17 protein-coding genes are annotated in these 22282 nt (G+C 76.6%); 13 read left to right on the top strand and 4 right to left on the bottom strand.

Annotated features, from left to right (window positions below):
• The first annotated feature begins 1 nt into the window (after position 1).
• Positions 2 to 304, top strand: a complete 303-nt coding sequence (locus tag OP18_RS21620) for a ferredoxin (protein ID WP_033360801.1) — start codon at positions 2 to 4, stop codon at positions 302 to 304.
• Positions 301 to 999: a 4'-phosphopantetheinyl transferase family protein gene (locus OP18_RS21615; RefSeq protein WP_211273629.1), complete on the top strand. Its 699-nt coding sequence runs from the start codon at positions 301 to 303 to the stop codon at positions 997 to 999. The genes OP18_RS21620 and OP18_RS21615 overlap by 4 nt, the downstream gene beginning before the upstream one ends.
• 270 nt (positions 1000 to 1269) lie before the next feature.
• Here the strand turns inward: OP18_RS21615 and OP18_RS57395 are convergent, their stop codons facing one another.
• Entirely contained in the window at positions 1270 to 1998 is a 729-nt protein-coding gene (locus tag OP18_RS57395; RefSeq protein ID WP_052387088.1) for a rhomboid family intramembrane serine protease, read from the bottom strand.
• A gap of 108 nt (positions 1999 to 2106) precedes the next feature.
• Here OP18_RS57395 and OP18_RS51315 point away from each other — a divergent pair, with 108 nt between their 5' ends.
• The 4 genes from OP18_RS51315 to OP18_RS21590 are packed head-to-tail and all read left to right on the top strand — an operon-like array spanning position 2107 to position 10395.
• Positions 2107 to 7113 carry a type I polyketide synthase gene (locus OP18_RS51315; protein ID WP_162189821.1) on the top strand — a complete coding sequence of 1669 codons (5007 nt, stop codon included), beginning with the start codon at positions 2107 to 2109 and terminating at the stop codon, positions 7111 to 7113.
• Positions 7114 to 7145: 32 nt separating this feature from the next.
• Positions 7146 to 8858, top strand: a complete 1713-nt coding sequence (locus OP18_RS21600; protein ID WP_162189820.1) for a fatty acyl-AMP ligase — start codon at positions 7146 to 7148, stop codon at positions 8856 to 8858.
• A 17-nt stretch (positions 8859 to 8875) separates the two neighbouring features.
• Positions 8876 to 9619, top strand: a complete 744-nt coding sequence (locus OP18_RS21595; protein ID WP_052387101.1) for an HAD family hydrolase — start codon at positions 8876 to 8878, stop codon at positions 9617 to 9619.
• Entirely contained in the window at positions 9616 to 10395 is a 780-nt protein-coding gene (locus OP18_RS21590) for a futalosine hydrolase (RefSeq protein WP_063745555.1), read from the top strand. The genes OP18_RS21595 and OP18_RS21590 overlap by 4 nt, the downstream gene beginning before the upstream one ends.
• Here the strand turns inward: OP18_RS21590 and OP18_RS52825 are convergent.
• Positions 10364 to 11353: a hypothetical protein gene (locus OP18_RS52825; protein WP_052387085.1), complete on the bottom strand. Its 990-nt coding sequence runs from the start codon at positions 11351 to 11353 to the stop codon at positions 10364 to 10366. The two genes, OP18_RS21590 and OP18_RS52825, sit on opposite strands and share 32 nt — an antisense overlap.
• Positions 11350 to 11862, bottom strand: coding sequence for an RNA polymerase sigma factor (locus tag OP18_RS21580; RefSeq protein ID WP_033360800.1), 513 nt, complete (start codon positions 11860 to 11862; stop codon positions 11350 to 11352). Before OP18_RS21580 ends, OP18_RS52825 begins: the two co-directional genes overlap by 4 nt.
• 168 nt (positions 11863 to 12030) lie before the next feature.
• On the opposite strand from OP18_RS21580, the gene OP18_RS21575 reads away from it, so the two are divergent.
• Together OP18_RS21575 and OP18_RS52820 are read left to right on the top strand one after the other, a co-directional pair.
• Positions 12031 to 12384, top strand: coding sequence for a PadR family transcriptional regulator (locus tag OP18_RS21575; RefSeq protein WP_033360799.1), 354 nt, complete (start codon positions 12031 to 12033; stop codon positions 12382 to 12384).
• 52 nt (positions 12385 to 12436) lie between these two features.
• The gene (locus tag OP18_RS52820) at positions 12437 to 13864 is read left to right on the top strand and encodes a condensation domain-containing protein (RefSeq protein ID WP_052387084.1); all 1428 of its coding nucleotides are present in this window, start codon (positions 12437 to 12439) and stop codon (positions 13862 to 13864) included.
• Here OP18_RS52820 and OP18_RS21565 read toward each other — a convergent pair.
• A complete protein-coding gene (locus tag OP18_RS21565) occupies positions 13808 to 13999 on the bottom strand; it encodes a hypothetical protein (protein ID WP_033360798.1) in 192 nt (63 codons plus the stop codon). The genes OP18_RS52820 and OP18_RS21565 overlap by 57 nt on opposite strands.
• A 140-nt stretch (positions 14000 to 14139) precedes the next feature.
• Here OP18_RS21565 and OP18_RS21560 point away from each other — a divergent pair, with 140 nt between their 5' ends.
• The 5 genes from OP18_RS21560 to OP18_RS52815 all read left to right on the top strand — a co-directional run bounded on the left by OP18_RS21560 (position 14140) and on the right by OP18_RS52815 (position 22256).
• The gene (locus OP18_RS21560) at positions 14140 to 15414 is read left to right on the top strand and encodes a sensor histidine kinase (RefSeq protein WP_033360830.1); all 1275 of its coding nucleotides are present in this window, start codon (positions 14140 to 14142) and stop codon (positions 15412 to 15414) included.
• The gene (locus OP18_RS21555) at positions 15402 to 16052 is read left to right on the top strand and encodes a response regulator transcription factor (RefSeq protein WP_033360797.1); all 651 of its coding nucleotides are present in this window, start codon (positions 15402 to 15404) and stop codon (positions 16050 to 16052) included. The genes OP18_RS21560 and OP18_RS21555 overlap by 13 nt, the downstream gene beginning before the upstream one ends.
• Before the next feature lie 67 nt (positions 16053 to 16119).
• Positions 16120 to 16905, top strand: a complete 786-nt coding sequence (locus OP18_RS21550; protein ID WP_033360796.1) for a hypothetical protein — start codon at positions 16120 to 16122, stop codon at positions 16903 to 16905.
• Between the two features lie 157 nt (positions 16906 to 17062).
• Complete coding sequence (locus OP18_RS21545) at positions 17063 to 19741, top strand: helix-turn-helix transcriptional regulator (protein WP_033360795.1); 2679 nt, start codon at positions 17063 to 17065, stop codon at positions 19739 to 19741.
• 127 nt (positions 19742 to 19868) lie between these two features.
• Positions 19869 to 22256 (top strand): ATP-binding protein, encoded by a 2388-nt coding sequence (locus OP18_RS52815; protein WP_052387083.1) that lies wholly within the window; start codon positions 19869 to 19871, stop codon positions 22254 to 22256.
• The last annotated feature ends 26 nt before the right edge of the window (positions 22257 to 22282 follow it).

Raw genomic sequence — 22282 nt, 5'->3', positions numbered from 1 at the left:
GGTGACCGCAGCGACGACACCGCAGGAGAGCCGGCTCGAGGTCTGGATCGACCAGGGGCTGTGCACCGGCGACGGGATCTGTGCGCAGTACGCGCCGGAGGTCTTCGAGCTCGACGTCGACGGGCTCGCGTACGTCAAGGGCGACGACGGCGAGCTGCTGCACACGCCCGGCACGGCGGTGCTGGTGCCGCTGGTCGCGGCGAAGGACGTCATCGACTCGGCGAACGAGTGCCCCGGCGACTGCATCCACGTGCGCCGCCAGGACGACGGCGTCGAGGTGTACGGCCCGGACGCGTCGACATGACCGTGACGGCGGGGCCGCTGCTCGGCCGGCTCCTGCCGGAGGGCACGGCCGTCGTCGAGGCGTTCGACGACGCGCTGCCGGCGCCGCTGTTCCCGCAGGAGCTCGCCGCGCTCGGCGACGCGGTGCCGAAGCGCCGCGCGGAGTTCATGACCGGCCGGCGGTGCGCCAGGGAGGCGCTCGGCCGGCTCGGCTTCGGCCCGGTCCCGATCCCGGCCGGGCCGCGCCGGGAGCCGCTGTGGCCGGCCGGCGTCGTCGGCACCATCACCCACTGCGCCGGCTACCGGGCCGCGGCGGTGGCCCGCGCCGGGCACCTCACCACCGTCGGCGTCGACGCCGAGCCGCACGCGCCGCTGCCCGCCGGTGTCCTGGACAGCATCACGCTCGTCGAGGAGCGCCGGCACCTGCGGCAGCTCGACACGCAGCGGCCCGGCATCCACTGGGACCGGCTGCTGTTCAGCATCAAGGAGTCGGTGTTCAAGGCGTGGTACCCGCTGACCGGCCGCTGGCTGGACTTCACCGAGGCCACGGTGACGATCGCGCCGCACCGCGAGACGTTCCACGCCTGGCTGCTGGTGCCCGGCCCGGTTGTCGGCGGGGTCGAGGTCGCCGGGTTCGGCGGCCGCTGGCTCGTCGACCGCGGGCTGGTGCTCACCGGCATCGCCGTCCCGGCCCGGCAGCCGGCGTTCGCCGGCTGACCCACACCGGGGCGGGCCCGGTGCCGGCCGGACGGGGTTCGGGCCGTCCGGCCGGCGGATCCGCGCAGCTCAGGACCGAAGGGCCCGGGCTGGGCCGGGCGGGGTCCGGGCGGAGTTCGGGCCGCCCGGGCCACGTCCGGCCGATCCACGCGGGCCGGGACGGGCGGGCGGCGTTGGGGCCGCTTGGCCGTCCGCCGGACGGTGCCGGTCGGTGCCGGTCTGCTTCGCCGGTCTGGTTCGCCGGCCGTCGCGCCGATTCGCCGCCGGGGGTCAGAGCGCCGGCCGGGCCGGCGGCTCGGTCCGGCCGGCCCGTTCGCGCGGCGGGAACAGCAGCAGCCCGGCGGCGGCGCCGCACAGCACCGCGATGCCGTGCTGGTCCGGCCGCGCGGCGAGGGCACCGGCGGCGGCCAGCGCGGCGATCCCGGCGGCGAACGCCACCCCGGTGTAGCGGTCCCGGCGCAGCAGCACGCTCATCACCACCAGCACGGCGGTGGGCGCCGCGGTCGCCCCGACGATCCCGCCGAAGCCCAGCCCGGCGACGCACGCCACGTAGTAGGGCACCACGAACGCGTGCGGGCGGGTCGCCGCCCCGGGCCGCAGGACCAGCAGCGTCGCCAGGCCGCCGGCGAGACCGCAGACGGCGAGGGAGTTGCCGGAGCCGGTCGGGTCGAGCCGGGCCCCGAACGCCTCACCGGCCAGGCCGATCCCCACGTACAGCACCAGCCAGCGCAGCGTGCCGAACCGGCGCTCGGCGATGACGCCGACCACGATCAGCGACGCGATGTTGAACAGGATCTGTCCCCACCCGGCGGACTGCACCAGCAGCGGGGTGAACCAGCGCCACCACTCGCCGTCGTGCAGCGCCGGGTAGTCGCGGCGGAACCGGTCGAGGACCTCGGGGTCGTTGAGCTGGGCCGCGGCACCGAGCGCGGTGATCACCGCGACGACCACGGTGGCGATCGGCAGGCCCGTGCGGCGGCGGGTTTCGACAGCGGTCACTGCCCCCACGCTACCTGCCGCACGCTCCCGGCTCCCGGCTCGCCCGACGAACTAGGCGAACCCTTAACCCGGATCGCCGATGCTTCGTACGACCAGGGGGAGGCGAGCGTGCAAGAAGCGACGCAGGCGGCAACGGACGCGGCGGCGGTGGAGGCGTGGATCGTGCGCCACGTCGCCGAGAAGGTCGGCGCCGGCGCCGTCGAGCCCGACGCGGTGCTCGCCGACCTCGGCCTGTCCTCCCGCGACGCCCTGGTGCTCCTCGGCGAGCTGCAGCAGCTGCTGGGTCGCCCGGTCGAGGCGACGGTCTTCTGGCAGTACCCGACCGCCCGGCAGCTGGCCCGGCACCTCACCGGCGCCGGCGAACCGGCGGCGCTGCCCAGGCCGTCCGCCCCCGGCGGCGGTGCCGGCGGGGCCGAGCCGATCGCGGTCATCGGCATCGGCTGCCGGTTCCCCGGCGCCACCGGCCCCGACGCGTTCTGGCGGCTGCTGGAGTCCGGCACCGACGCCGTCGGCGGGGACGTGCCCGGCCACCCGCCGCTCGGCCGGCCGCACGGGCTGCTCGCCGACGTCGACCAGTTCGACGCGGAGTTCTTCGCCGTCTCCGGCAAGGAGGCCGGGCACGTCGACCCGCAGCACCGGCTGCTGCTGGAGGTCGCGTGGGAGACCCTCGAGGACGCGGCGGTGCCGCCGGCGAGCCTGGCCGGCTCCCGCACCGGCGTGTTCGTCGGCATCAGCGGCAGCGACTACGGCCGGCTCATCGCCCGCGAGCCGGACCTGCACACCCTGCACTCCGGGACCGGGCAGGCGCTGAGCGTCGCGGCGAACCGCATCTCCTACGCCCTGGACCTCAAGGGCCCCAGCGTCGCCGTCGACACCGCCTGCTCCTCCTCGCTGGTTGCGCTGCACATGGCCTGCCGCAGCCTGCGCTCCGGCGAGTCCGACACGGCCCTCGCCGGCGGGGTCAACCTGCTGCTGGACACCGCCGGCACCGAGGTCTTCGAGCAGGCCGGGATGATGGCCGCCGACGGCCGGTGCAAGACCTTCGACGCCGCCGCCGACGGCTACGTCCGCGCCGAGGGCTGTGGCCTGGTGCTGCTCAAACGCCTCGACGCGGCGGTCCGCGACGGCGACCGGATCCTCGCCGTCGTGCGCGGCTCCGCGGTCAACCAGGACGGCCGCAGCAACGGGCTCACCGCCCCGCACGGCGGCGCCCAGCAGGACGTCCTGCGCGACGCCCTGCACGACGCGGGGCTGGCGCCCGCCGACGTCGACTACGTCGAGGCGCACGGCACCGGCACCCCGCTCGGCGACCCGATCGAGGCCGCCGCGCTCGCCGCCGTCCTCGGCGAGGGCCGGCCGGCGAGCGAGCCGCTGCTGCTCGGCTCGGTGAAGACCAACATCGGTCACGCCGAGGCCGCGGCCGGCATCGCCGGGGTGCTCAAGGTCGTGCTGATGCTGCGCCACGAGCACATCCCCGCCCACCTGCACCTGCGCGAGCGCAACCCGCGGATCCCGGCCGACGCGCCGCTGAGCGTGCCGACCGCCGGGCAGCCGTGGCGGCCGCGGCGCGGCACCCTCACCGCCGGGGTCAGCTCCTTCGGCTTCGGCGGCACCAACGCCCACGTCATCGTCCAGGCCCCGCCGGCGGCACCGCCCGCCGCGAAACCCGCCCGGGCGGGCGGCAACGTCCGCTCCACCCACCTGGTCACCGTCAGCGCCAAGACACCGGCGGCGCTCGCCGCGCTCGCCGGGCGGTACGCGGCCCGGCTGGAGCAGCGGCCCGCGCCGACGCTCGCCGACCTCACCGCCGCCGTGCACACCGGCCGGTCGCACCTGCGGCACCGGGCCGCGTTCGCCGCCCGTACCCGCGAAGACGCCGTCGAACAGCTGGACCGGGTCGCCTCGGGCGCCGCGCACCGGGGACTGCACACCGGCATGCGCCCGCCCGACGGCCCCGGCGGCGTCGCGTTCCTGTTCAGCGGGCAGGGCTCGCAGTACGCCGACATGGGCCGGCAGCTGTACGTGACGAACGCCGGCTTCCGCGCCACCCTGCTGCACTGCGACGAGATCCTGCACGACCTGATCGGCCGCGGCCTGCAGACGGTGCTGTTCCCGCAGCCGGACGAGCGGCACCTGCTCGACGAGACCCGCTACACCCAGCCCGCCCTGTTCTGCCTGCAGTACGCCCTCGCCCGGCTGTGGGCCGGCTGGGGCGTGCACCCCGACCACCTGCTCGGCCACAGCGTCGGCCAGCTCGCCGCCGCCTGCGTCGCCGGGGTCTTCGACCTGGAGGACGGGCTGCGGCTCGTCGCCGCCCGCGGCCGGCTCGTGCAGGAGCACAGCGCGCCCGGCGCGATGCTGGCCGCGTTCACCGGCGAGGACACCGTCCGTGCGGCGCTCGCCGCGGTGGCCGACCCCAGCCTGGCGATCGCGGCCGTCAACGCCGACACCAACGTCACCGTCGCCGGCGCCCCGGACGCCGTCGCCGCCGTGGCCGAGCGGCTGACCGCGGACGGGGTGACCGTGCGGCCGGTGAAGTCGGGCCTGGCGTTCCACTCGCCGATGATGGAGCCGGCCCGGGCCAGGTTCGCCGACGTCGCCGCCGCCGTGACGTACCGGGCGCCGCGGGTGCCGCTGGTCAGTGACCTCGACGGCCGGCACTTCGACGCCGGGCACCGGCCGGACGCGGCGTACTGGAGCAGGCATCTCACCTCGACGATCCGTTACGCCGACGGCGTGCGCCGCCTCGCCGAGGCCGGCTGCGCCACGTACGTCGAGATCGGCCCGGGCCAGGTCCTGCTCGGCGCCGGCCGCCGGGTGGTGTCCGGCGCGCGGTGGCTGCCGTCCCTGCGCACCGGCGCCGAGGACGGCGACGTGCTGACCGACGCGCTCGCCCAGCTGTACGCCGCCGGGCACGACCTCGACTGGGCGGGGCTCCACGAGGGGTTCCGCCGCCGGCGGGTCGACCTGCCCACCTACCCGTTCCAGCGCAGACGGTTCTGGCTGCCCACGGCGCACCCGCCGAAGCCCGCACCGGCAACGATCCCCGTCCAGAGAGGGGCTGAGGAGCACGTGGCACAACCGACGTCAGCAGGAGCGGAGGACCGCGTCCTGGCGGAGCTGGGTCAGGTGGTGACGACGCTGCTGGAGTCGGACGCGCCGATCGACCCGGACATGTCGTTCCTGGAGCTCGGCGCGGACTCCATGACGCTGTTCCACACGATCCAGAGCGTCCAGCGCACCTTCGAGGTGGTCATCCCGATCGGGATGCTGTTCGAGCAGGTCAACACGCTGCGCCGGCTGGCCGGCTACATCATGCGCACCGCCCCGGCCGCCGTGCTGGCCCTGCGCGAACCGGCCCCGCAGCCCTCGCAGCCCGCGGTGAGCGCGGCGCCGGCGCCGCTGCCCGTGCCGCCGCCGGTGCCGCCGCTCGCACCCGGCGGTGGCGGCGCCGTCGACCGGTTCCTGGACGTCCACGCGCAGGTGATGGACCAGGCGTACGAGCTGCTGCGCCGCCGCCAGCCGGAAGCGCCCCGGCCTGCCGCCGCCGCACCCGCGCCCGCTCCCGCCCCGGCACTCGCACCCGCACCCGCCCCGGCGCCCGAGGTCACCGGGCCGGCGCCGCGGACGGCGATCCCGGCCGCGCCGCAGGGGACGTTCGTCGCGTTCGGCCCCCGCACCGGCGGGCGGTCCCGCACGCTCACCGACGCGCAGCGGGCCTTCGTCGCCGAGCTGTCCCGCGCCTACGTCGCCCGCACCGCCGGGTCCCGGGCCCAGGCGGCCGCCGAGCGGCTCGGCCACGCCGACGTGCGGCACGCGCCGCAGCCGTACCTCAACCTCAAGGAGACCCGCTACCCGATCGTGGTGACCCGCTCGCGGGGCGCCCGGGTGTGGGACGTCGACGGCAACGAGTACATCGACCTCACCATGGGCTTCGGGGTGAACCTGTTCGGTCACAACGAGCCGTTCATCACCGAGGCGATCAGCGCCCAGCTCGCCGACGGCATGCAGCTCGGCCCGCACTCGCCGCTGGTGCCGGAGACGACCGACCTCATCAGGCAGCTGACCGGCAAGCAGCGGGTGGTGTACTGCAACACCGGCTCCGAGGCGGTGATGGTCGCGGTGCGGCTGGCCCGGGCGGTCACCGGGCGGCACCGCATCGCGTTGTTCGCCGGCGCGTACCACGGCACCGCCGACCCGATCCTGGCCCGGCAGGACATCGAGGGCGCCTCCGGGGAGTCGGTGCCGATGGCGCCGGGCATCCCGCCGGAGGTGAGCGCCAACGCGCTGGTGCTGCCCTACGGCGACCCCGCGTCGCTGCAGGTGCTGCGGGAGCGGGCGCACGAGCTCGCCGCGGTGATCGTCGAGCCGGTGCAGAGCCGCCGCCCCGACGTCCAGCCGGTCGAGTTCCTGCGCGAGGTCCGCCGGATCACCGCGGACGCCGGCACCCCGTTCGTCTTCGACGAGGTCATCACCGGGTTCCGGATGCACCCGAACGGCGCTCAGGGCGTCTTCGGCATCACCGCCGACATCACCACCTACGGCAAGGTCGCCGGCGGGGGCATGCCGATCGGCATCGTCGCCGGCGACGCGAAGTACCTCGACGCCATCGACGGCGGCGCGTGGGAGTTCGGCGACCAGCCCTACCCGCAGACGGTGCGCACCTTCTACTCCGGCACGTTCTGCAAGCACCCGCTGTCGCTGGCCGCCGCCCGGGCCGTGCTGCGGGAACTGGTCCGCCGCGGGCCGGCGCTGCAGGAGGGGCTCAACGCCCGGACCGAGGCCCTCGGGGCGCGGCTCGACGCGATGTTCGAGGGCGCCGGCGTGCCGATCCGCGTCGCCCGGTTCGGCTCGCTGTTCCGGCTGCGGCTGGTCGAGGAGCCGGCCAACTCGGAGCGCTCCGAGATCTTCCACACCATGCTGGTCCACGACGGCCTGTACATCTGGGAGGGCCGCAACTGCTTCCTGTCGCTGGCGCACACCGACGAGGACGTGGACCGGATCGTGGCGGTCGTCGTCAAGGCGGCCGACGCGATGACCGTCAACGGCCTGTTCCCGGGCGCCCGGCCGATCCTCGCCGCCGCCAACGGCCACCCCGCCGCGGGCGAGCTGTGAACGGCGGCCACCCGCTCCACGTCGTCCCGGGCGTGCGCACGCTCGTCGACCTGCTGCGCGGGCAGGCCGCGGCCAACCCGGACCGGCCCGCCTGCACCGAGCTGGACAGCCACGGGCAGGAGGTGCTGACCCTCACGTACGCGCAGCTGGAGCAGCGGGTCCGCGACACGGCGGCGCTGCTGCAGCAGACCGCGTCGCCGGGGGACCGGGCGATGCTCATGCTGCCCAACGGCATCGACTTCGTGGTGGCGTTCTTCGCCTGCGCGTACGCGGGACTCGTCGCCGTGCCCTCACCGGCACCGGACGCGATCCACGGCGGCAGGCGGACCCTCGGCCGGCTGGACGGGATCGTCAAGGACGCCGACCCCGCCGTGGTGCTCACCACCGCCCAGCACGCCGAGTCGTCGCTGGTCGCCGACCTCGGCAGCGTCGAGCCGATCGTCGTCGCGGACGTCCCGGCGGGCCTCGCCGGGCTGTGGCGCGACCCGGGCGTGCGGCCCGAGGACCCGGCCTTCCTGCAGTACACGTCCGGCTCCACCAGCGCGCCGAAGGGTGTCGTGCTCACCCACGGCAACGTCGTGGCCAACGCCGCCGCCATCGCCGTGCTCGTCGAGGCGCCGCGGTGCGACCCGGCCGAGTTCTGCGTCGTGAGCTGGCTGCCGATCTTCCACGACATGGGCCTGGCCCAGATGATCGGCGGCCTGTACCCCGGCGGCCGGGTCGTCCTGCTGCCCCCGATGGCGCTGCTCATGCGGCCGTTCGTCTGGCTGGACGCGATCAGCCGCTTCCGCGCCTGGGTCTCCTCCGCCCCGAACTTCGCCTACGAGCTGTGCGTCGCCAAGATCACCGAGGAGCAGAAGGCGCGGCTCGACCTCAGCGGGTGGCGGGTCGCGCTCAACGGCGCCGAACCGGTGCGGCACAGCACGCTCACCGCGTTCACGGCGGCGTTCGCCGGCGCCGGGCTCAGTCCGGCGACGTTGCGGCCCTGCTACGGCCTGGCCGAGGCGGTCGTCTACGTCACCGGCGCCCGCGAGCCCGACGACGCCCGGGTCGCCGACCTCGACGCCGCGGCCCTCGCCGAGCGCGGCGAGCTCGTCGCGCCCCGCCCGGGGCACCCGTCCCGGCAGGTCGTCGCCTGCGGCCGGGTCCCGGCCAACCTGGACGTGCGGATCGTCGCCGACGGCGCACCCGCGCCCGACGGCCTGGTCGGGGAGGTCTGGGTCGCCGGCGACAGCGTCTCCGCCGGGTACTGGCGGCAGCCGGAGGCGACCGAGGCCCGCTTCGGCGGCCGGCTCGCGGACCGGCCCGGCGCCGCCTACCTGCGCACCGGTGACCTCGGGTTCCTCCGCGACGGGCAGCTGTACGTGCTCGGCCGCGTCGACGACCTGATCATCGTCGACGGGCGCAACCACTACCCGACGGACATCGAGCGCACCGTCAGCGCCGCCCACCCGGCGATCGGCACGGACTGCGTCGCGGCCGTCCCGTACGGCGACGACGGGCAGCTCGGCATCGTCGCCGAGACCGCCCGCCAGGTCCGGGTCGACCGCGCCGCCGGCGGCGCCGGCGTCCCCTACGACGAGGTGGCCGCCGCGGTCCGCCGGGCGGTCGCCGAGGAGCACCAGCTCCACGTCGGGCCGGTCACCCTGCTGCGCCCCGGCGGCCTGCCCCGCACCACCAGCGGCAAGGTCCAGCGCAGGCGGAGCCGGGAGCTGCTGGCCGACGGCGGGCCCAAGGCGTGGTGACCAGTAGCGTGCTGGTCATGCGCACGCTGTTCGACACGCCTTCCACGTACCCGATCGAGCCCGCCGCCTCGGCCCGTCCGGTGCCGCCGGTGCGGGCCGTGCTGTTCGACTTCGTCAACACGCTCTTCCACATGATCGACGCCGACCGGTGGCTGCGGCAGGTCGCCGCCGACACCGGCCGGGCCGGCGCGCTCGACGACCCGGCGCTGGCCGCGGCGGTCCTCGACGACCTCACCCTCGCCTACCAGCGGCCCGAGGTCCTCGCCGTGCAGGCCGGCCGGGACACCTCCGCCGAGCTGCACCGCGCCGCGATGCTCGCCTGGTTCGCCGCCGTGCCGTTCCTGCGCGGGCACGAGCCGGCCGCGCACGCCAGGCTGCTGCACGCCGACTCGTGGGAGCCGTACCCGGACACCGCCGCCGTGCTGCGCGGCCTGCGGGAGCGCGGCGTGCGGGTCGGCGTGGTCAGCGACATCGCCTGGGACATCCGCGCGCACGTCGCCCACCGCGGCCTCGGCGACCTGGTCGACACGTACGCGCTGTCGTTCGAGATCGGCCGGGAGAAGCCCGACCCGGAGCTGTTCCGCAAGGCGTGCGCCGACCTCGGCGCGGACCCGCGGGAGACCCTCATGGTCGGCGACAACCCGGTCCGCGACGGCGGCGCCTCGGCCGCCGGGCTGCGGTGCTTCATCCTGCCCGCGGAGCACCGCACCGGCGACCGCGGCCTGGCCCAGGTCCTCGACCTGGTGGCGGCCGTCCGGTGACCGCGGCAGGGCCGGGACCGCGCGGGCTGCACGGCCTCGACCGGGTCCTCGTGGTGACCGCGGTCGAGGCGGAACGCGCCGCCGTCCTGCGCGGCCTCGGCCTCGACGACGGCGTCGAGAGCGGTGCCGGCCGGGCCGCGGCCGGTCCGCTTCCGGTCACGGTGGTGGCCGGCGGGGTCGGGCCCGCCGGCGCCGCCGCGGCGACCGCCCGGGCGCTGACCCGCGCCGAGTGCGCCGGCCGGCCGTTCGGCGCGGTGCTCAGCGCCGGGATCGGCGGCGGGTTCGACGGCCGGGCCGGCGTCGCGGACCTGGTCCTGGGGGATTTGAGCGTGGCGGCCGACCTCGGCGCGCAGGACGGCGACGACTTCATCGACCTGGACCGCCTCGGCTTCGGTCCCGCCCGCCACCCCGCCGACCCGCTGCTGCTGGACCGCCTGCGGGCCGCCCTGCCCGCCGCGGTCGTCGGCCCGGTCGTCACCGTCAGCACCGCGACCGGGTCGGCCGCCCGGACCGGGGAGCTGCGCCGGCGGGTACCGGACGCGGCGGCGGAAGGCATGGAGGGCTTCGGCGTGGCGGCCGCCGCCCGCGCCGCGGGCATGCCGTTCGCCGAGCTGCGCGCGATCTCCAACCCCGTCGGCCCCCGTGACCGCGCGGCCTGGCGGATCCCGCAGGCCCTCGACACGCTGCGCGCCGCGTTCGCCGCCCTGGCCCGGCCGGCGGGTCAGCCCGCCGGCCGGGCACCGGTCACCCGGTCGTGGCCGGCCTCGAGTCGGTGAACCCGCGCTCCAGGTGCACGGCGTCCCACGTGGTCCCGCCGGTGTCGGTGACGCCGGAGGCGAGGATCTCGCCGGTGGCCGGGTCGACGACGAGCAGCCTGGCGGGCCTGTCGCCGGGGCTCGGCGACGGGCCGGCGTCCATCGGCGCGGTCACCGCCACGCCGGTGCGGCCGACCGGGTCGGTCAGCGTGCCCGTGCAGGTGACCCCGTTGGTCCGGGCGAGGAACCGCAGCAGGGTCGCCCGCTGCGAGGCGTCCAGGACCCGACTGCCGACCAGGTCGGCGGCGCCGGCCAGCGTTCGTGAGGGGTCGCCCTCCGCTGACTGGCGGAAGATCGCGGTCATCGCGGCGAAGACGTCGACGCGGCCCGCCTCGCCGGCGGGCACGTCCTCGACCCTGGTGCCCACCTTCATGCCCCGGTCGGGGTGGGCGCGGAAGTACGCCTCGGAGGTCTCGTCAGGGAACGTCGGCTGCGGGACCACGACCCGGCGGCGCTGCGAGCCGTCCGCGGCCGTCCAGGTGGACGTCTCGACCTCGTAGGAGGCGGTCGCGAAACGGCCGTCCTGCGTGACGAATATGCTGCCGCTCAGGGACCGCGTCCTCAGGTACTCGTAGGCACCCTTGGCCGTGTCGTACGGCGCGGGCCCCATGCCGTCGGCGATCCGGTCCAGGCAGCCGGCGGGCGCGCTCGACGCGGCGGTGCCCGGCGGAGCGAGCGGCGGCGGGGTGTCGGGGCCGGCAGGTGCCCGGTTGAGCACGACCGCGCCGGTGACCGCGACCACCACCGCGGCGGCGACGCCGATCAGGGCCCGCCGGCGGTGCCGGACCGGCATGGTCACGTCGTAGCCGGTGACGTCCCCCGACGCGCGCCGCAGCAGGGTCTCCACGTCGCCGAGGGGGACCGGCACGTCCCGGGCCGGGTCGGCGGCGGTCAGCAGGTCCAGGGTCGGGTCGTTCATCGGGCACCTCCCAGGCGGGCCGGCGTCGGGGTGTCGGCGAGCAGCTCGGCCAGGCGCCGGCGGGCGCGGTGCAGGCGCACCTTCGCCGCGGTGACGCCGCAGCCGAGCACGAGCGCGGCCTCGCCGAGGGCGAGCTGCTCCCACGCGACGAGCCGAAGGATCTCCTGGTCGTCGTCGGAGAGGCGGGCGAGCGCGGCCCGCACGTCCAGCAGCGCGGTGACCCCGTCGTGCCGGTCGGCGGCGGCCATGTCGGCCGGCTCGCCGCCGACGACGGTCAGCCGCTGCGCCCTGAAGTGGTTGGCGAGCAGGCGCCTGGCCACCCCGTACAGCCACGGCAGCGCCGGCTCCGGCACGTCCCAGCGGCGGCGCCAGGCGACCAGGAACACCTCCTGGGCCAGCTCCTCCGCGGCCGCGGTGCCGTCGAGCCGGCGCAGCCCGTAGCGTACGACGTCGGCGTAGTGCCGGGCGTACACGGCCCGGAACCAGCCGGTGTCACGATCGTCGTCCATACCCCGTTCTATGTCGCCGCGGCGGCGATGGTTACAGCGGCGGCCGGCCGCACCGCCGCACGTGTATCACTTTTTGTATCACTCGCCGGAACGTGCCCGGCGCATCGACGGTGTTAGCGTCGGGCTGCGACACCAACGCCAGCGAGTGTGCGAAGGGTTGGGCCGGCCTTGCCGCTGCGTGAACCGACGTTTCTCATCCTGACCGCGCTCGCGGCCGAGCCGCAGCACGGCTACAGCGTCCTGGAGGACGTGCGACGCATCTCGGAGGGCCGGGTGCGCCTGCAGGCCGGGACCCTCTACGGCATCCTCGAACGGCTCCGCGGCGACGGGCTCATCGAGGTCGACCGGGAGGAGGTCGTCGCGTCGCGGCTGCGCCGCTACTACCGGCTGACCACACCGGGCCTGGACCTGCTCAGCGCGGAGACCGACCGCCTGCACCGCAACGCCGCCGCGGCCGACCGGCGGCTGCGGCAGGCCCGGCTCAAGGCCGAGGCGACCCGGCCGGCCGTCACCGCCCGCTGAGACGAGCCCGCCGCACGACGACCCGCCGAACGAGAGAGCTGCCATGTTTGTCATGTCCGACCGGGTCCAGTTCGACTTCGCCGGAGAGGGGGCCGGGGTCGACGATCTGGCGTGGGGGCAGCAGGAGATCTGGTTGGCCATGACCCGCCAGCGCAGCTGGATCCCGATCGGCGGGCCGAGCCGGCTCGCTCCCGGCACCACGCTCGCCGACGTCGTCGACGACCTGCGGTACACGCTCGGGCGGTACCAGACGATGCGCACCCGGCTGCGGTTCGGCGACGACGGGCGGGTCCGGCAGGAGGTGTTCGCCGCCGGCGAGTTCACCATCGAGCTGTACGACGCGCCCGACGGCGCCGACCCCGGCGAGTTCGCCGACGCCCTGTTCGACTGGTTCCGCACCTGGGACTACGACTACGTCGAGGACTGGCCGGTGCGGGTCGGCGTCGTGCGGCACCGCGGGGCGCTCACCCATCAGGTCACCGTCGCCACCCACCTGGTCACCGACGCGCTCGGCGGCGCGATCATGATGGCCGAGGTCACCCGCCGGGAGCCGGCGCCCGTCGCCGGCACCCAGCCGCTCGAGCAGGTGCGCCGGCAACGCTCCCCGGCCGGGCAACGGCAGAACGAGGCGGCGCTGCGGTACTGGCGGCGGCTGCTGCGCACCGTGCCCGCCCGTACCGTGCCGGCGTCCACCGACCGGTGCGAGCCGCGCTACCGGGAAGGGCTGCTGCGCTCCCCGGCGCTGCACCTGGCGCTGCGCGCGATCGTCGCCCGGGAGCGGGTCGACCCGGCCACGGCGCTGCTCGCGGTGTTCGCCGTCGCCGTCGGGCGGGTCACCGGCGTCGACCCGGTGGTGATCCGGCCGATCGTCGGCAACCGCTTCTGGCCCGGTCTCGCCGACGTCGTGTGCCCCGTCAACCAGGCCGGGCTGTGCGTCGTGGAGGTGGCCGGCGCGGCGTTCCCGGAGGTGCTGGCCAGGGTGCGCCGGGCGGCGCTGGCCACGTACAAGTACGCCCACTTCGACCCGCTGCGGCTGGCCGAGGTCATCGCCGAGGTCGAACGCGAACGCGGCGGGCCGGTGGACCTGTCGGTGCTGTTCAACGACCGCCGCACCGGCGACCGGTCCGACCTGCGGATCGAAGCCGCCGGCCCGGGGGACGGCGTCGCGGCCGCCCCGACGCTGGAGCGGATGAGCGCCGCGCTCGCCCGGACCCGGCTCGACTGGCCGGTGGCCCGCGACGACCCGCACGAGCCGCTGATGGTCAACGTTGAGGACGCGGTGGACGCGGTCCTGGTCCGCATCGTCTTCGACACCCACCACGTGGCGCCGGCCACCGCCGAGGCGTTCGTGCGCGGCATGCAGGCGGTCGCGGTCGCGGCCGCGCTGGCCAGACCGGGCCCCGCCGGGGAACCCGCCGGCCGGTCAGGCGCCGGCCGGGTGCCGGCCCGCAGCGCCGCCGGAGCGCGCGGCGGCGGCTGAGGCCCCGGCGATCCAGCGGGCCACGCCGTCGTCGGTGTCGGCGCCGATCACCCGCGCGGCCGCCGCGCGGACCTCGGGCGCGGCGTTCGCGACCGCCAGCTCCCGCGGCGGCCGCCGGTCGGCGATCAGGGACACGGAGAACGCCGAGGCCGCGTCGAGCTCCGCCCGGGTGGACAGGCGGCGACACCCCGCCGCGGCGGGGTATGGGTAGCACTACCGCAGGACTCGCTCCAGTGTCCTGGCCGGTGCCCGCCGCGGTCGCCTACGTTGACCGCATGACGTCGACGATCGCGCTGCTGAGCGCGGTGACGCGGCGCCGGTTCCTGGTCTCGGCGTGGCCGTGGCGGGGGCTGGCGTACACCGCGGGCACCGCCGTGGCGTCGGCCGTGCTGTGGCTGCTGCTGTGCGTCCCGGCCGCGCCGGTCGCGGCGGCCGTCTGGCTGCTCGGCCGGCTGGACGGCGGTTCGGTCCGCTCGGCCGGCACGACCCTGTGCGCCGCCGCCGCGCTCGCACTGACCGGGGTGGGGCTGCTCGCCGCGGCCGGGCCGAAGCTGGCCCTGGCGGTCGCCCGGATCGAGCGGTGGCGGCTGCGGCTGGCCGGTGACGGCCCGGCACCGTCGCGGCCCGGCGGCAGCCTGTACGGCGACCCTGCGACGTGGCGGGCGGTCGCGTACCTGCCGCTGCTGGCCGTCGTCGCGCCGGTGTGGGCCGGGGCGCTCGGCCTCGTCGCGCTGATCGTGGTGTCCACGCCGCTGTCGGTGCACTACCACCTGTCCGGCATGCACTCCCCGGCGACCGCGGCCGGGCGGGCCGCGCTCGGCGCCGTCCTCGTCCCCGTGCTGCTGTACCTGGCGGCCGCGTGCGGCGGTGCCCACGCCGCGCTGGCCCGGCTGCTGCTGTGCGCCGAACCCGACCCGGCCGCCGCCGAACTGGTCGAGGTCGCCAGGTCCCGGGCGCGCCTGGCCGACGCGTTCGACGCCGAACGCCGCCGCATCGAGCGGGACCTGCACGACGTCGCGCAGCAGCGGCTGGTCAGCCTCACCATGCAGCTCGGCCTCGCCCGGCTCGACCTGCCCGCCGACTCGCCGGCGGCCGCCGCGGTCGCCGCGGCGCACGAGCAGGCCAAGACCCTCATGGTCGAGCTGCGGGACCTGGTGCGCGGGATCAGCCCCCGCACGCTGCGGGAGCTGGGCCTGCGCGCCGCGGTCGAGGAGCTCGCCGCGGCCGGCCCGCTCCCGGTCCGTGTCGAGGCCGACCCGGGCCGGTTCGCCCCGGCCGTGGAGACCGTCGCCTACGCGGCGGTGTCGGAGGCGCTGGCGAACGCGGTGAAGCACGCCGCCGCCACCGAGGCCGTCGTCACCGCCCGCCGCCACGGCGACGCGCTCACCGTCGAGGTCCGCGACGACGGGCGCGGCGGCGCCGACCCGGCCCGCGGCTCCGGGATCACCGGGCTCGCCGACCGGGCCGCGGCGGCCGGCGGCCGGCTGCTCATGTCCAGCCCCGCCGGAGGGCCGACGATCCTGCGGGTGGAGCTGCCGTGCGGGTCGTGATCGCGGAGGACTCCGTGCTGCTGCGGGAAGGGCTCGTCGGGCTGCTGGCCCGGTTCGGCTTCGACGTCGTCGCGGCGGTCGGCGACGCCGGCGAGCTGGTCGCCGCGGTGCGCCGGACCCGGCCGGACCTGGTCGTCACCGACGTGCGGATGCCGCCCGGCCGCACCGACGAGGGGCTGCGCGCCGCGGTGGCGCTGCGGGCCGCCGACCCCGGGCTCGCCGTCGTCGCGCTCAGCCAGTACGTCCAGCACAGCTACGCCGGTGAGCTGCTCGGCTCCGGCGACGGCCGGGGCATCGGGTACCTGCTCAAGGACCGCGTCGCCGACGTCGCGGAGTTCGTCGGGAAGCTGCGCCAGGTCGCCGCCGGCGGCACCGTCGTGGACGCCGAGGTCGTCCGGCAGCTGATGCAGCGCGGCCGGGACCCGCTCGGGCACCTGTCGCCCCGCGAGCGCGAGGTCCTCGCCCTGATCGCCGAGGGCCACTCCAACGCCGCGATCGCCCGCATCCTCACCCTGACCGAGGCCGGCGTCGGCAAGCACATCGGCAGCGTGCTCACCAAGCTCGACCTGCCGGTCAGCGACGACACGAACCGCCGGGTCCTGGCCGTGCTCACGTACCTGCGCGGCCGCCCGCGGTAACCCACCCCGTCCAGCGCCGGCCCGTCCGCGGACCGGCGGCCCCACCCTGCCCACCGAGAGGTCCACCGTGCACACCACGCCACCGCGGGGCCGCGTCCTCGCCGCCCTGACCGCGCTCGCGGTCGTGTCCCTGGCCGCCTTCGTCCTCGCCCCGCCGCTGCTGGTCGGCGGCTCCACCGGTGCGTTCCGGGCCGCGTTCGTCGAGTACTGGGCGACCGGCGAACGGGACCTCACCCCGCGGCTGCACGCGGTGGTCGACTCCTGGGCCCGGTACCACCTGGTCAAGGCCGTCACCGCGGCGCTGCTGCTGGCGTCGCTGACCGCGCTCGGCGCCGCGCTGTGGCGGGCGTACCGGCACACCACCGGCCGCCGGGCCGGCATCGCCGCCGCGGGCGGCGCCGTCACCGTGCTCGGCCTGGCCGCCGTCGCGCTGGTCATGGCGAACGTGCAGGGCGCCGCGTCGCCGTTCGCCTCGCTGCTGCCGATGCTGCTGGACGGACCGGCCGCCGACGCGCCCCTCGCGGCCACCCTCGACCAGGTGCGGCAGCGGCTCACCGGGGACACCGCCGCGCCGGCCGCCGGCGTCATGGTCGACGCGTTCGCCCACTACCACGCGGTGATGGCGGTCGTCGCCGGTACGGTCGCCGCCGCGCTGCTCGCCGTGAGCGTCGCGGCCGGCCGGCGGTTCCTGCGCACCCCGGCGGGGGACCGGGGGATCAGGCGGGCCGTGGCGTCGTTCGCGGCGCTGATGCTGCTGTCGGCCCTGGCGGTGGCCGCCGTCGCGGTGGCCAACACGACCGTCGCCGCCGACCCGGCCCCGGCGCTGGCCGCGTTCTTCGCCGGCGGCTGGTGAGCGGCCGGCGGCTGGTGAGCGGCCGCCGCCCGGCGACCGTCCGGCGACTCGTCGCGGGCCGGAAACCGGCCGGCGCGCTGGTCACGCCGCCGGCCGCACGGCGCTGGCCGGGGGTTGCGGCGACGTGATGTAGTCGACCCTGGATGTACGGAGGCGCATGACGGTCGAGACCCAACAGCCGCGGCGGCGGTGGCCGTTCGTGGCCCGCGACGCGGAGCGGGCCGCGGTGCTGCGCGCCCTGGGCGGCGCGGAGGCCGGCGGCGCCCTCATCATCGGCCCCGCCGGGATCGGCAAGAGCCGCCTCGCCGACGAGGCCGTCACCGCCCGCTCCGGGCACCGGGTGCTGCGCGTGCACGCCTCCGAGGCCGGCCGGGACGTGCCGCTGGGCGCCTTCGCCCGGTGGCTGCCGGCCCGCACCCGGGCCGGCGACGACGCGGGCGGCGCCGTCGCCGCCGTCGTGCGGGCCGTCAGCGCCGCACCGGCGGGCGAGGGCCGGGCGGTCCTGCTCGTCGACGACGTCGACCTGCTCGACCCGCTGTCCGCCCTCGTCATCCACCAGATCGTCGCCGGTGGGCTGCTCGACGTCGTCGCGACGCTGCGCTCCGGCACGCCCGTGCCGGACTTCGTCACCGCGCTGCTGCGCACCGGCCGGCTGACCCGGGTCGACCTGGAGCCGCTCGGCCCGCCGGCGATCGGCGCGTTGCTCGCCGCGGTCCTGGACGGGCCGGTCTCCAGCATCACCGTCGCCTTCATCCAGCGCGTCTCCGCCGGCAACCCGCTCTACGTGCGGGAGCTGCTCGGCGACGCCCTGGACACCGGCGCGCTGACCGTCGTGGACGGGCTGTGGCACCTGCGGCCGGCGCGGACCGCGTCGCAGCGGCTCACCGACCTGCTCGACACCCGGCTGCGCAGCACCACCCCGGAGGAGCGGCGGGCGCTGGAGCTGCTGGCCCTCGCCGGTCAGGTGGGGCTGAGCCGGCTGCACGAGCTGTGCGACCCGGAGGCGGTCGAGTCGCTGGAGCGCCGCGGCCTGATCGTGGTCCGCCGCGACGGGCGTCGCCTGCCGGCCGGGCTGGCCCACCCGCTGTACGGGGAGATCCTGCGGGCCACCCTGCCCGCCTCGGCCCGGCTGCGGCACACCCGGACGCTCGCCGACCTGTACGAGCGCGCCGGCGCCCGGCGCGCCGGCGACCTGCTGCGCTGGGCGGTGTGGCGGCTCACCGGCGGCGGCGGCTTCGACCCGGCGTGGATGACCGAGGCGGCCCGCCGCGCCACGGTCCTGCGCGCCGGCGCCGGGCTGCGCGAGCGGCTCGCCCGGCACGCCTGGGCCGCCACCGGCGACGTCGAGGCGGGCCTGCTGGTGTGCGCCGCCCAGTTCGACGACGGCCGGTTCGCCGACGGGTACCGCACCCTCGACCGGCTCGCCGCCACCGTCGACTCCGACGAGGGGCGCGCCGGGGTCGCCCTGGCCCGCGCCTTCTACCGCGGCTGGGGCGCCGGCCGCCTCGACGAGGCCCTCGACGTCCTCGAGGTCGCCGAGGCCGCCGTCGCCGACCCCGTGTGGCGGGCCGAGCTGGCCATCCAGCGCAGCATGCTGCTGGCCGCGTCCGGCACCCCCGCCGAGGCGCTGCGGCTGCTGGAGCCGCTCGTGGACGGCCGCGACGGCGCCGAGCCGTCGCTGCGCGCCGCCGCGGCCGGCGGCATGGCGTGCATGATGGCGGGCCGGTTCCCCGCGGCGATGCGGCTGTCGCGCCGGGCGTACCGGCTGATCGCCGAGGCCGACCGGGAGCACCGCGACATCGGCGTCCTCACCGGCCTCGCAGGGCTGTGCGTGCGGGTCATCACCGACGCCGGGCACGCCGCGGAGGCCCGCGCGTTCGGTGGCGCGGCGCTGCGGGCCGCCGCCGACACCGGTGACGCGCACGGACTGGCCTGGATCACCGCCGGGCTCGCCTCGCTGGAGCTGCCCGCCGGCGACCTGGAGCGGGCCCGCCGGCACGCGGTCGAGGCCGCCGCGTACTTCCGACGGGTCAACTCGCCGATCGGGCTCGGCTGGGTCCTCGCCATCGGGCTGCTCGTCGCCGTGCACCAGGGCGACGCCGCCCGGGCCGACGTGCTGCGCGCCGAACTGGCCTCGACCCGCCCCGAGCTGCGCCAGATCCGCATGTACCACTACGAGATCGACCGTGCCGTCGCCTGGCACACCGCGTACACCGGCGATCCTGACCACGCGTGCGTGACCCTGGCCGGGCAGGCCCGCCACTGGGCGGCGCGCGGCGCGGTCATGCCCGCGGTCGTGCTCGCCGGCGACCTGGCCCGGCTGGGCCGCGCGGACCTCGCCGCCGCGGTCCTGGCGGAGGTCACGCTGCGGGCCCCGCTGCCGGAGGGGTGGCCGTTGGGCGCGGCGATCGCGGCGTTCGTCACCGGCGCGGCCCAGGGCGACCCGGTGGCGCTGGAGTCGGCGGCGGACACCTTCGGCCGGCTCGGGTTCACCGTGTACGCCGTGGACGCGCTGTCGGCCGCCGCCGTCGCCGCGGGCGGCGCGTCCCGCGAACCGGCCCGGGTCGCCGCGGCCGCCGCCGCGCTCGCCGCGCAGTGCCCGGGGCTGCGCACCCCGCTGCTGTCCCGGGCCGGCACCGGCGACCGGCTCACCCGCCGGGAGCGGGAGGTCGCGCTGCTCGCCGCGCAGGGGCTGAGCAACCGGGACATCGCCGAGCGGCTCACCGTCTCCGGCCGTACCGTGGAGAACCACCTGGCCCGCGTGTACCTCAAGCTCGGCGTGCACGGCCGGGAAGGGCTGGAGACGGGGCTGAGTACCCCACCGGCGGAAAACTGAGCACCCGCCACTCATGACGCGGGCGGGACGACCGGGCACCTTGGAAGCGTTTCCGGCGTGTTACCGGGCGTAGCGCGCCCGGTGACGCGTCGCATGGTCCGTCTCGTAGGTGATGAGGAGGTGGTCGGTGGCCGCGGTCGCCACGTTCGGACAGGTCATCAAGCACCGGCGGCGCGCGCTCGACATGACGCAGCGGGACCTGGCCAACCAGGTCGGCTACTCGGTGGTCACGATCCGCAAGGTCGAGACCGACGAGCGCCGCCCGTCCCGCGAGCTCGCCGAACGCCTCGCCCACTGCCTGCGCATCGACCCGGAGCAGCAGGGCGCGTTCGTCGGCCTGGGCCGCCTCGAGCCGGTCCCCGCGACCCGGTCGAACCTGCCCGCGCCGCTGACCCGCCTGATCGGCCGGCAGGCCGAGGTCGACCTGGTGCGCGACACCGTCATGCGGCGCGGCGTACGGATCGTCACGCTCGTCGGCCCGCCCGGCATCGGCAAGAGCCGGCTCAGCGTGGAGGTCGCCGGCGAGCTGCGCACCGTGTTCCCCGACGGGGTGTGCTTCGTCGCGTTCGCCCCCGTCGGCGACGAGGCCCTGGTCGTGCCGACCCTGGCCACCGCGCTCGGCGTGCGCGAGGTCGCCGGCACGCCACTGGCGGACGTGCTGGTCGAGCACCTACGCGACCGCCGGCTCCTGCTGCTGCTCGACGACTGCGAGCACCTGCTCGGCGCGGCGAGATGCTTCGCGGAGCTGCTCACCGCCTGCCCGGAGCTGCGCATCCTCGCCACCAGCCGGGCGCCGCTGCACATCCGCGGGGAGCGGCTGGTGCCCGTGCCGCCGCTCGCGCTGCCCAGCACCCGGCACGACCCGACCGCCGAGACCGTCCTGCGCTCGGCCGCCGTCGAGCTGTTCGTCGAGCGCGCCGCCGCCGTCGACCCCGCGTTCCGGCTCACCGACGCCAACGCCGGTGACGTCGCCGCCATCTGCGCCGGCGTCGACGGCCTGCCCCTCGCGATCGAGCTGGTCGCCGCCCGGGTCGCGCTGTTGTCCACCGCCGCGATCCTGGCCCGGCTCAACCACCGGCTCACCCTGCTCACCGACGGGCCGCGGGACCTGCCGGAGCGGCAGCAGACGCTGCGGCGCACCATCGACTGGAGCTACGACCTGCTCGAACCCGGCGAGCAGCTGCTCTTCGCCCGCCTGGCCGTGTTCACCGGCGGGTTCTGCCTCAGCGCCGCCGAGGCCGTCATGGACCTCGACGCCGCCACCGTCCTGGACGGCGTCACCGGGCTCGTCGACAAGAACCTGCTGCGGCAGGAGGTCCGCGCCGACGGCGAACGGTACGCCGACTTCTTCGAGATGATCCGCGAGTACGCCCTGGAGCGGCTCGTCGCCTCCGGCGAGCAGGACCGGATCCGGGACCGGCACGCCCGCTACTACCTGGCGCTCGCCGAGCAGGAGACCGACCTGGACCGGCTCGGCGTCGAGCACAACAACCTGCGCGGCGCCCTGGAGTGGCACATCCAGCGCGACGACGCCGACGCCGGGCTGCGGCTGGTGGCCGCGCTGTGGAAGTTCTGGCACATCCGCTCCCACCACACCGAGGCGAGCCGCTGGGTCACCCTCGTCATGCACCTGTCCGGCGAGCACGACCCGGCGGTGCGCGCCCACGTGCTGTGCGGCGCCGGCTGGATCGCCGTGGACCGCAGCGACCACGTGCGGGCCAAGGCGTACTTCGACGAGAGCCTGGCGCTGTTCCGCGAGCTGGGCGACCCGCGCGGCGTCGCCGAGGCGCTGCACGGCGTCGGCACCATGCTGCAGGCGTCCGGCGGCAGCGCCGAAGCCCTCGCCCTGTTCGAGGAGAGCCTGGTGCTGTACCGCGACCTCGACGACACCGAGGGCATCGCCTGGACCCTGGACCACCTCGGCCAGAGCCGCCTCGGGCTGCCCGACGCGGCCGGCGCCGAGGCGCTGTTCGAGGCGAGCCGCGCGCTGTTCCAGCGGCTCGGGCACGCCTGGGGCCGCGCCATCACCCTGGACCACCTGGGCCTGGCCGACCTCGCGCAGGGCAACCACGCCCGGGCCGCGGAACGCTTCGGCGAGGCGCTCGGCCTGTTCGACGAGCTGGCCAACACGTGGGGGATCGCGACCTCGTTCGAGCACCTCGGCCACGCCGCCCTCGCCGCCGGCGACGCCGCCCGGTCCCGGGACTGCTTCCGGCGCAGCCTGCAGCTCACCCAGGCCGAGGCGGACCGGGCCGGCATCGTGCGGTCCCTCGCCGGCCTGGCCAGCCTCGCCGTCGTGCAGCGGCAGTCGCAGCGGGCCGCGCAGCTGTTCGGCGCCCTCGCCCTGCTGGCGGAGGGCGGCGGCACGCTGATGAACCCGGTCGAGCGGGCCATCAGCGACCACCTCGCCGTCGTGCACCGCGACCTCGACCACGAGGCGATGGCCAGGGCCTGGGCGCGGGGCGCCCGGATGACCCTGGCCGAGGCGGTCGCCTACGCCACCGACGGGGCGTGAAGGGGCGGGTGCCGGCCTCCCATACG

It is taken from the genome of Dactylosporangium aurantiacum (assembly GCF_000716715.1).
GTDB classification, from domain to species: domain Bacteria; phylum Actinomycetota; class Actinomycetes; order Mycobacteriales; family Micromonosporaceae; genus Dactylosporangium; species Dactylosporangium aurantiacum.
Note: the sequence above shows the minus strand (reverse complement) of the source record. Positions and strands in the feature narration are given on the sequence as shown.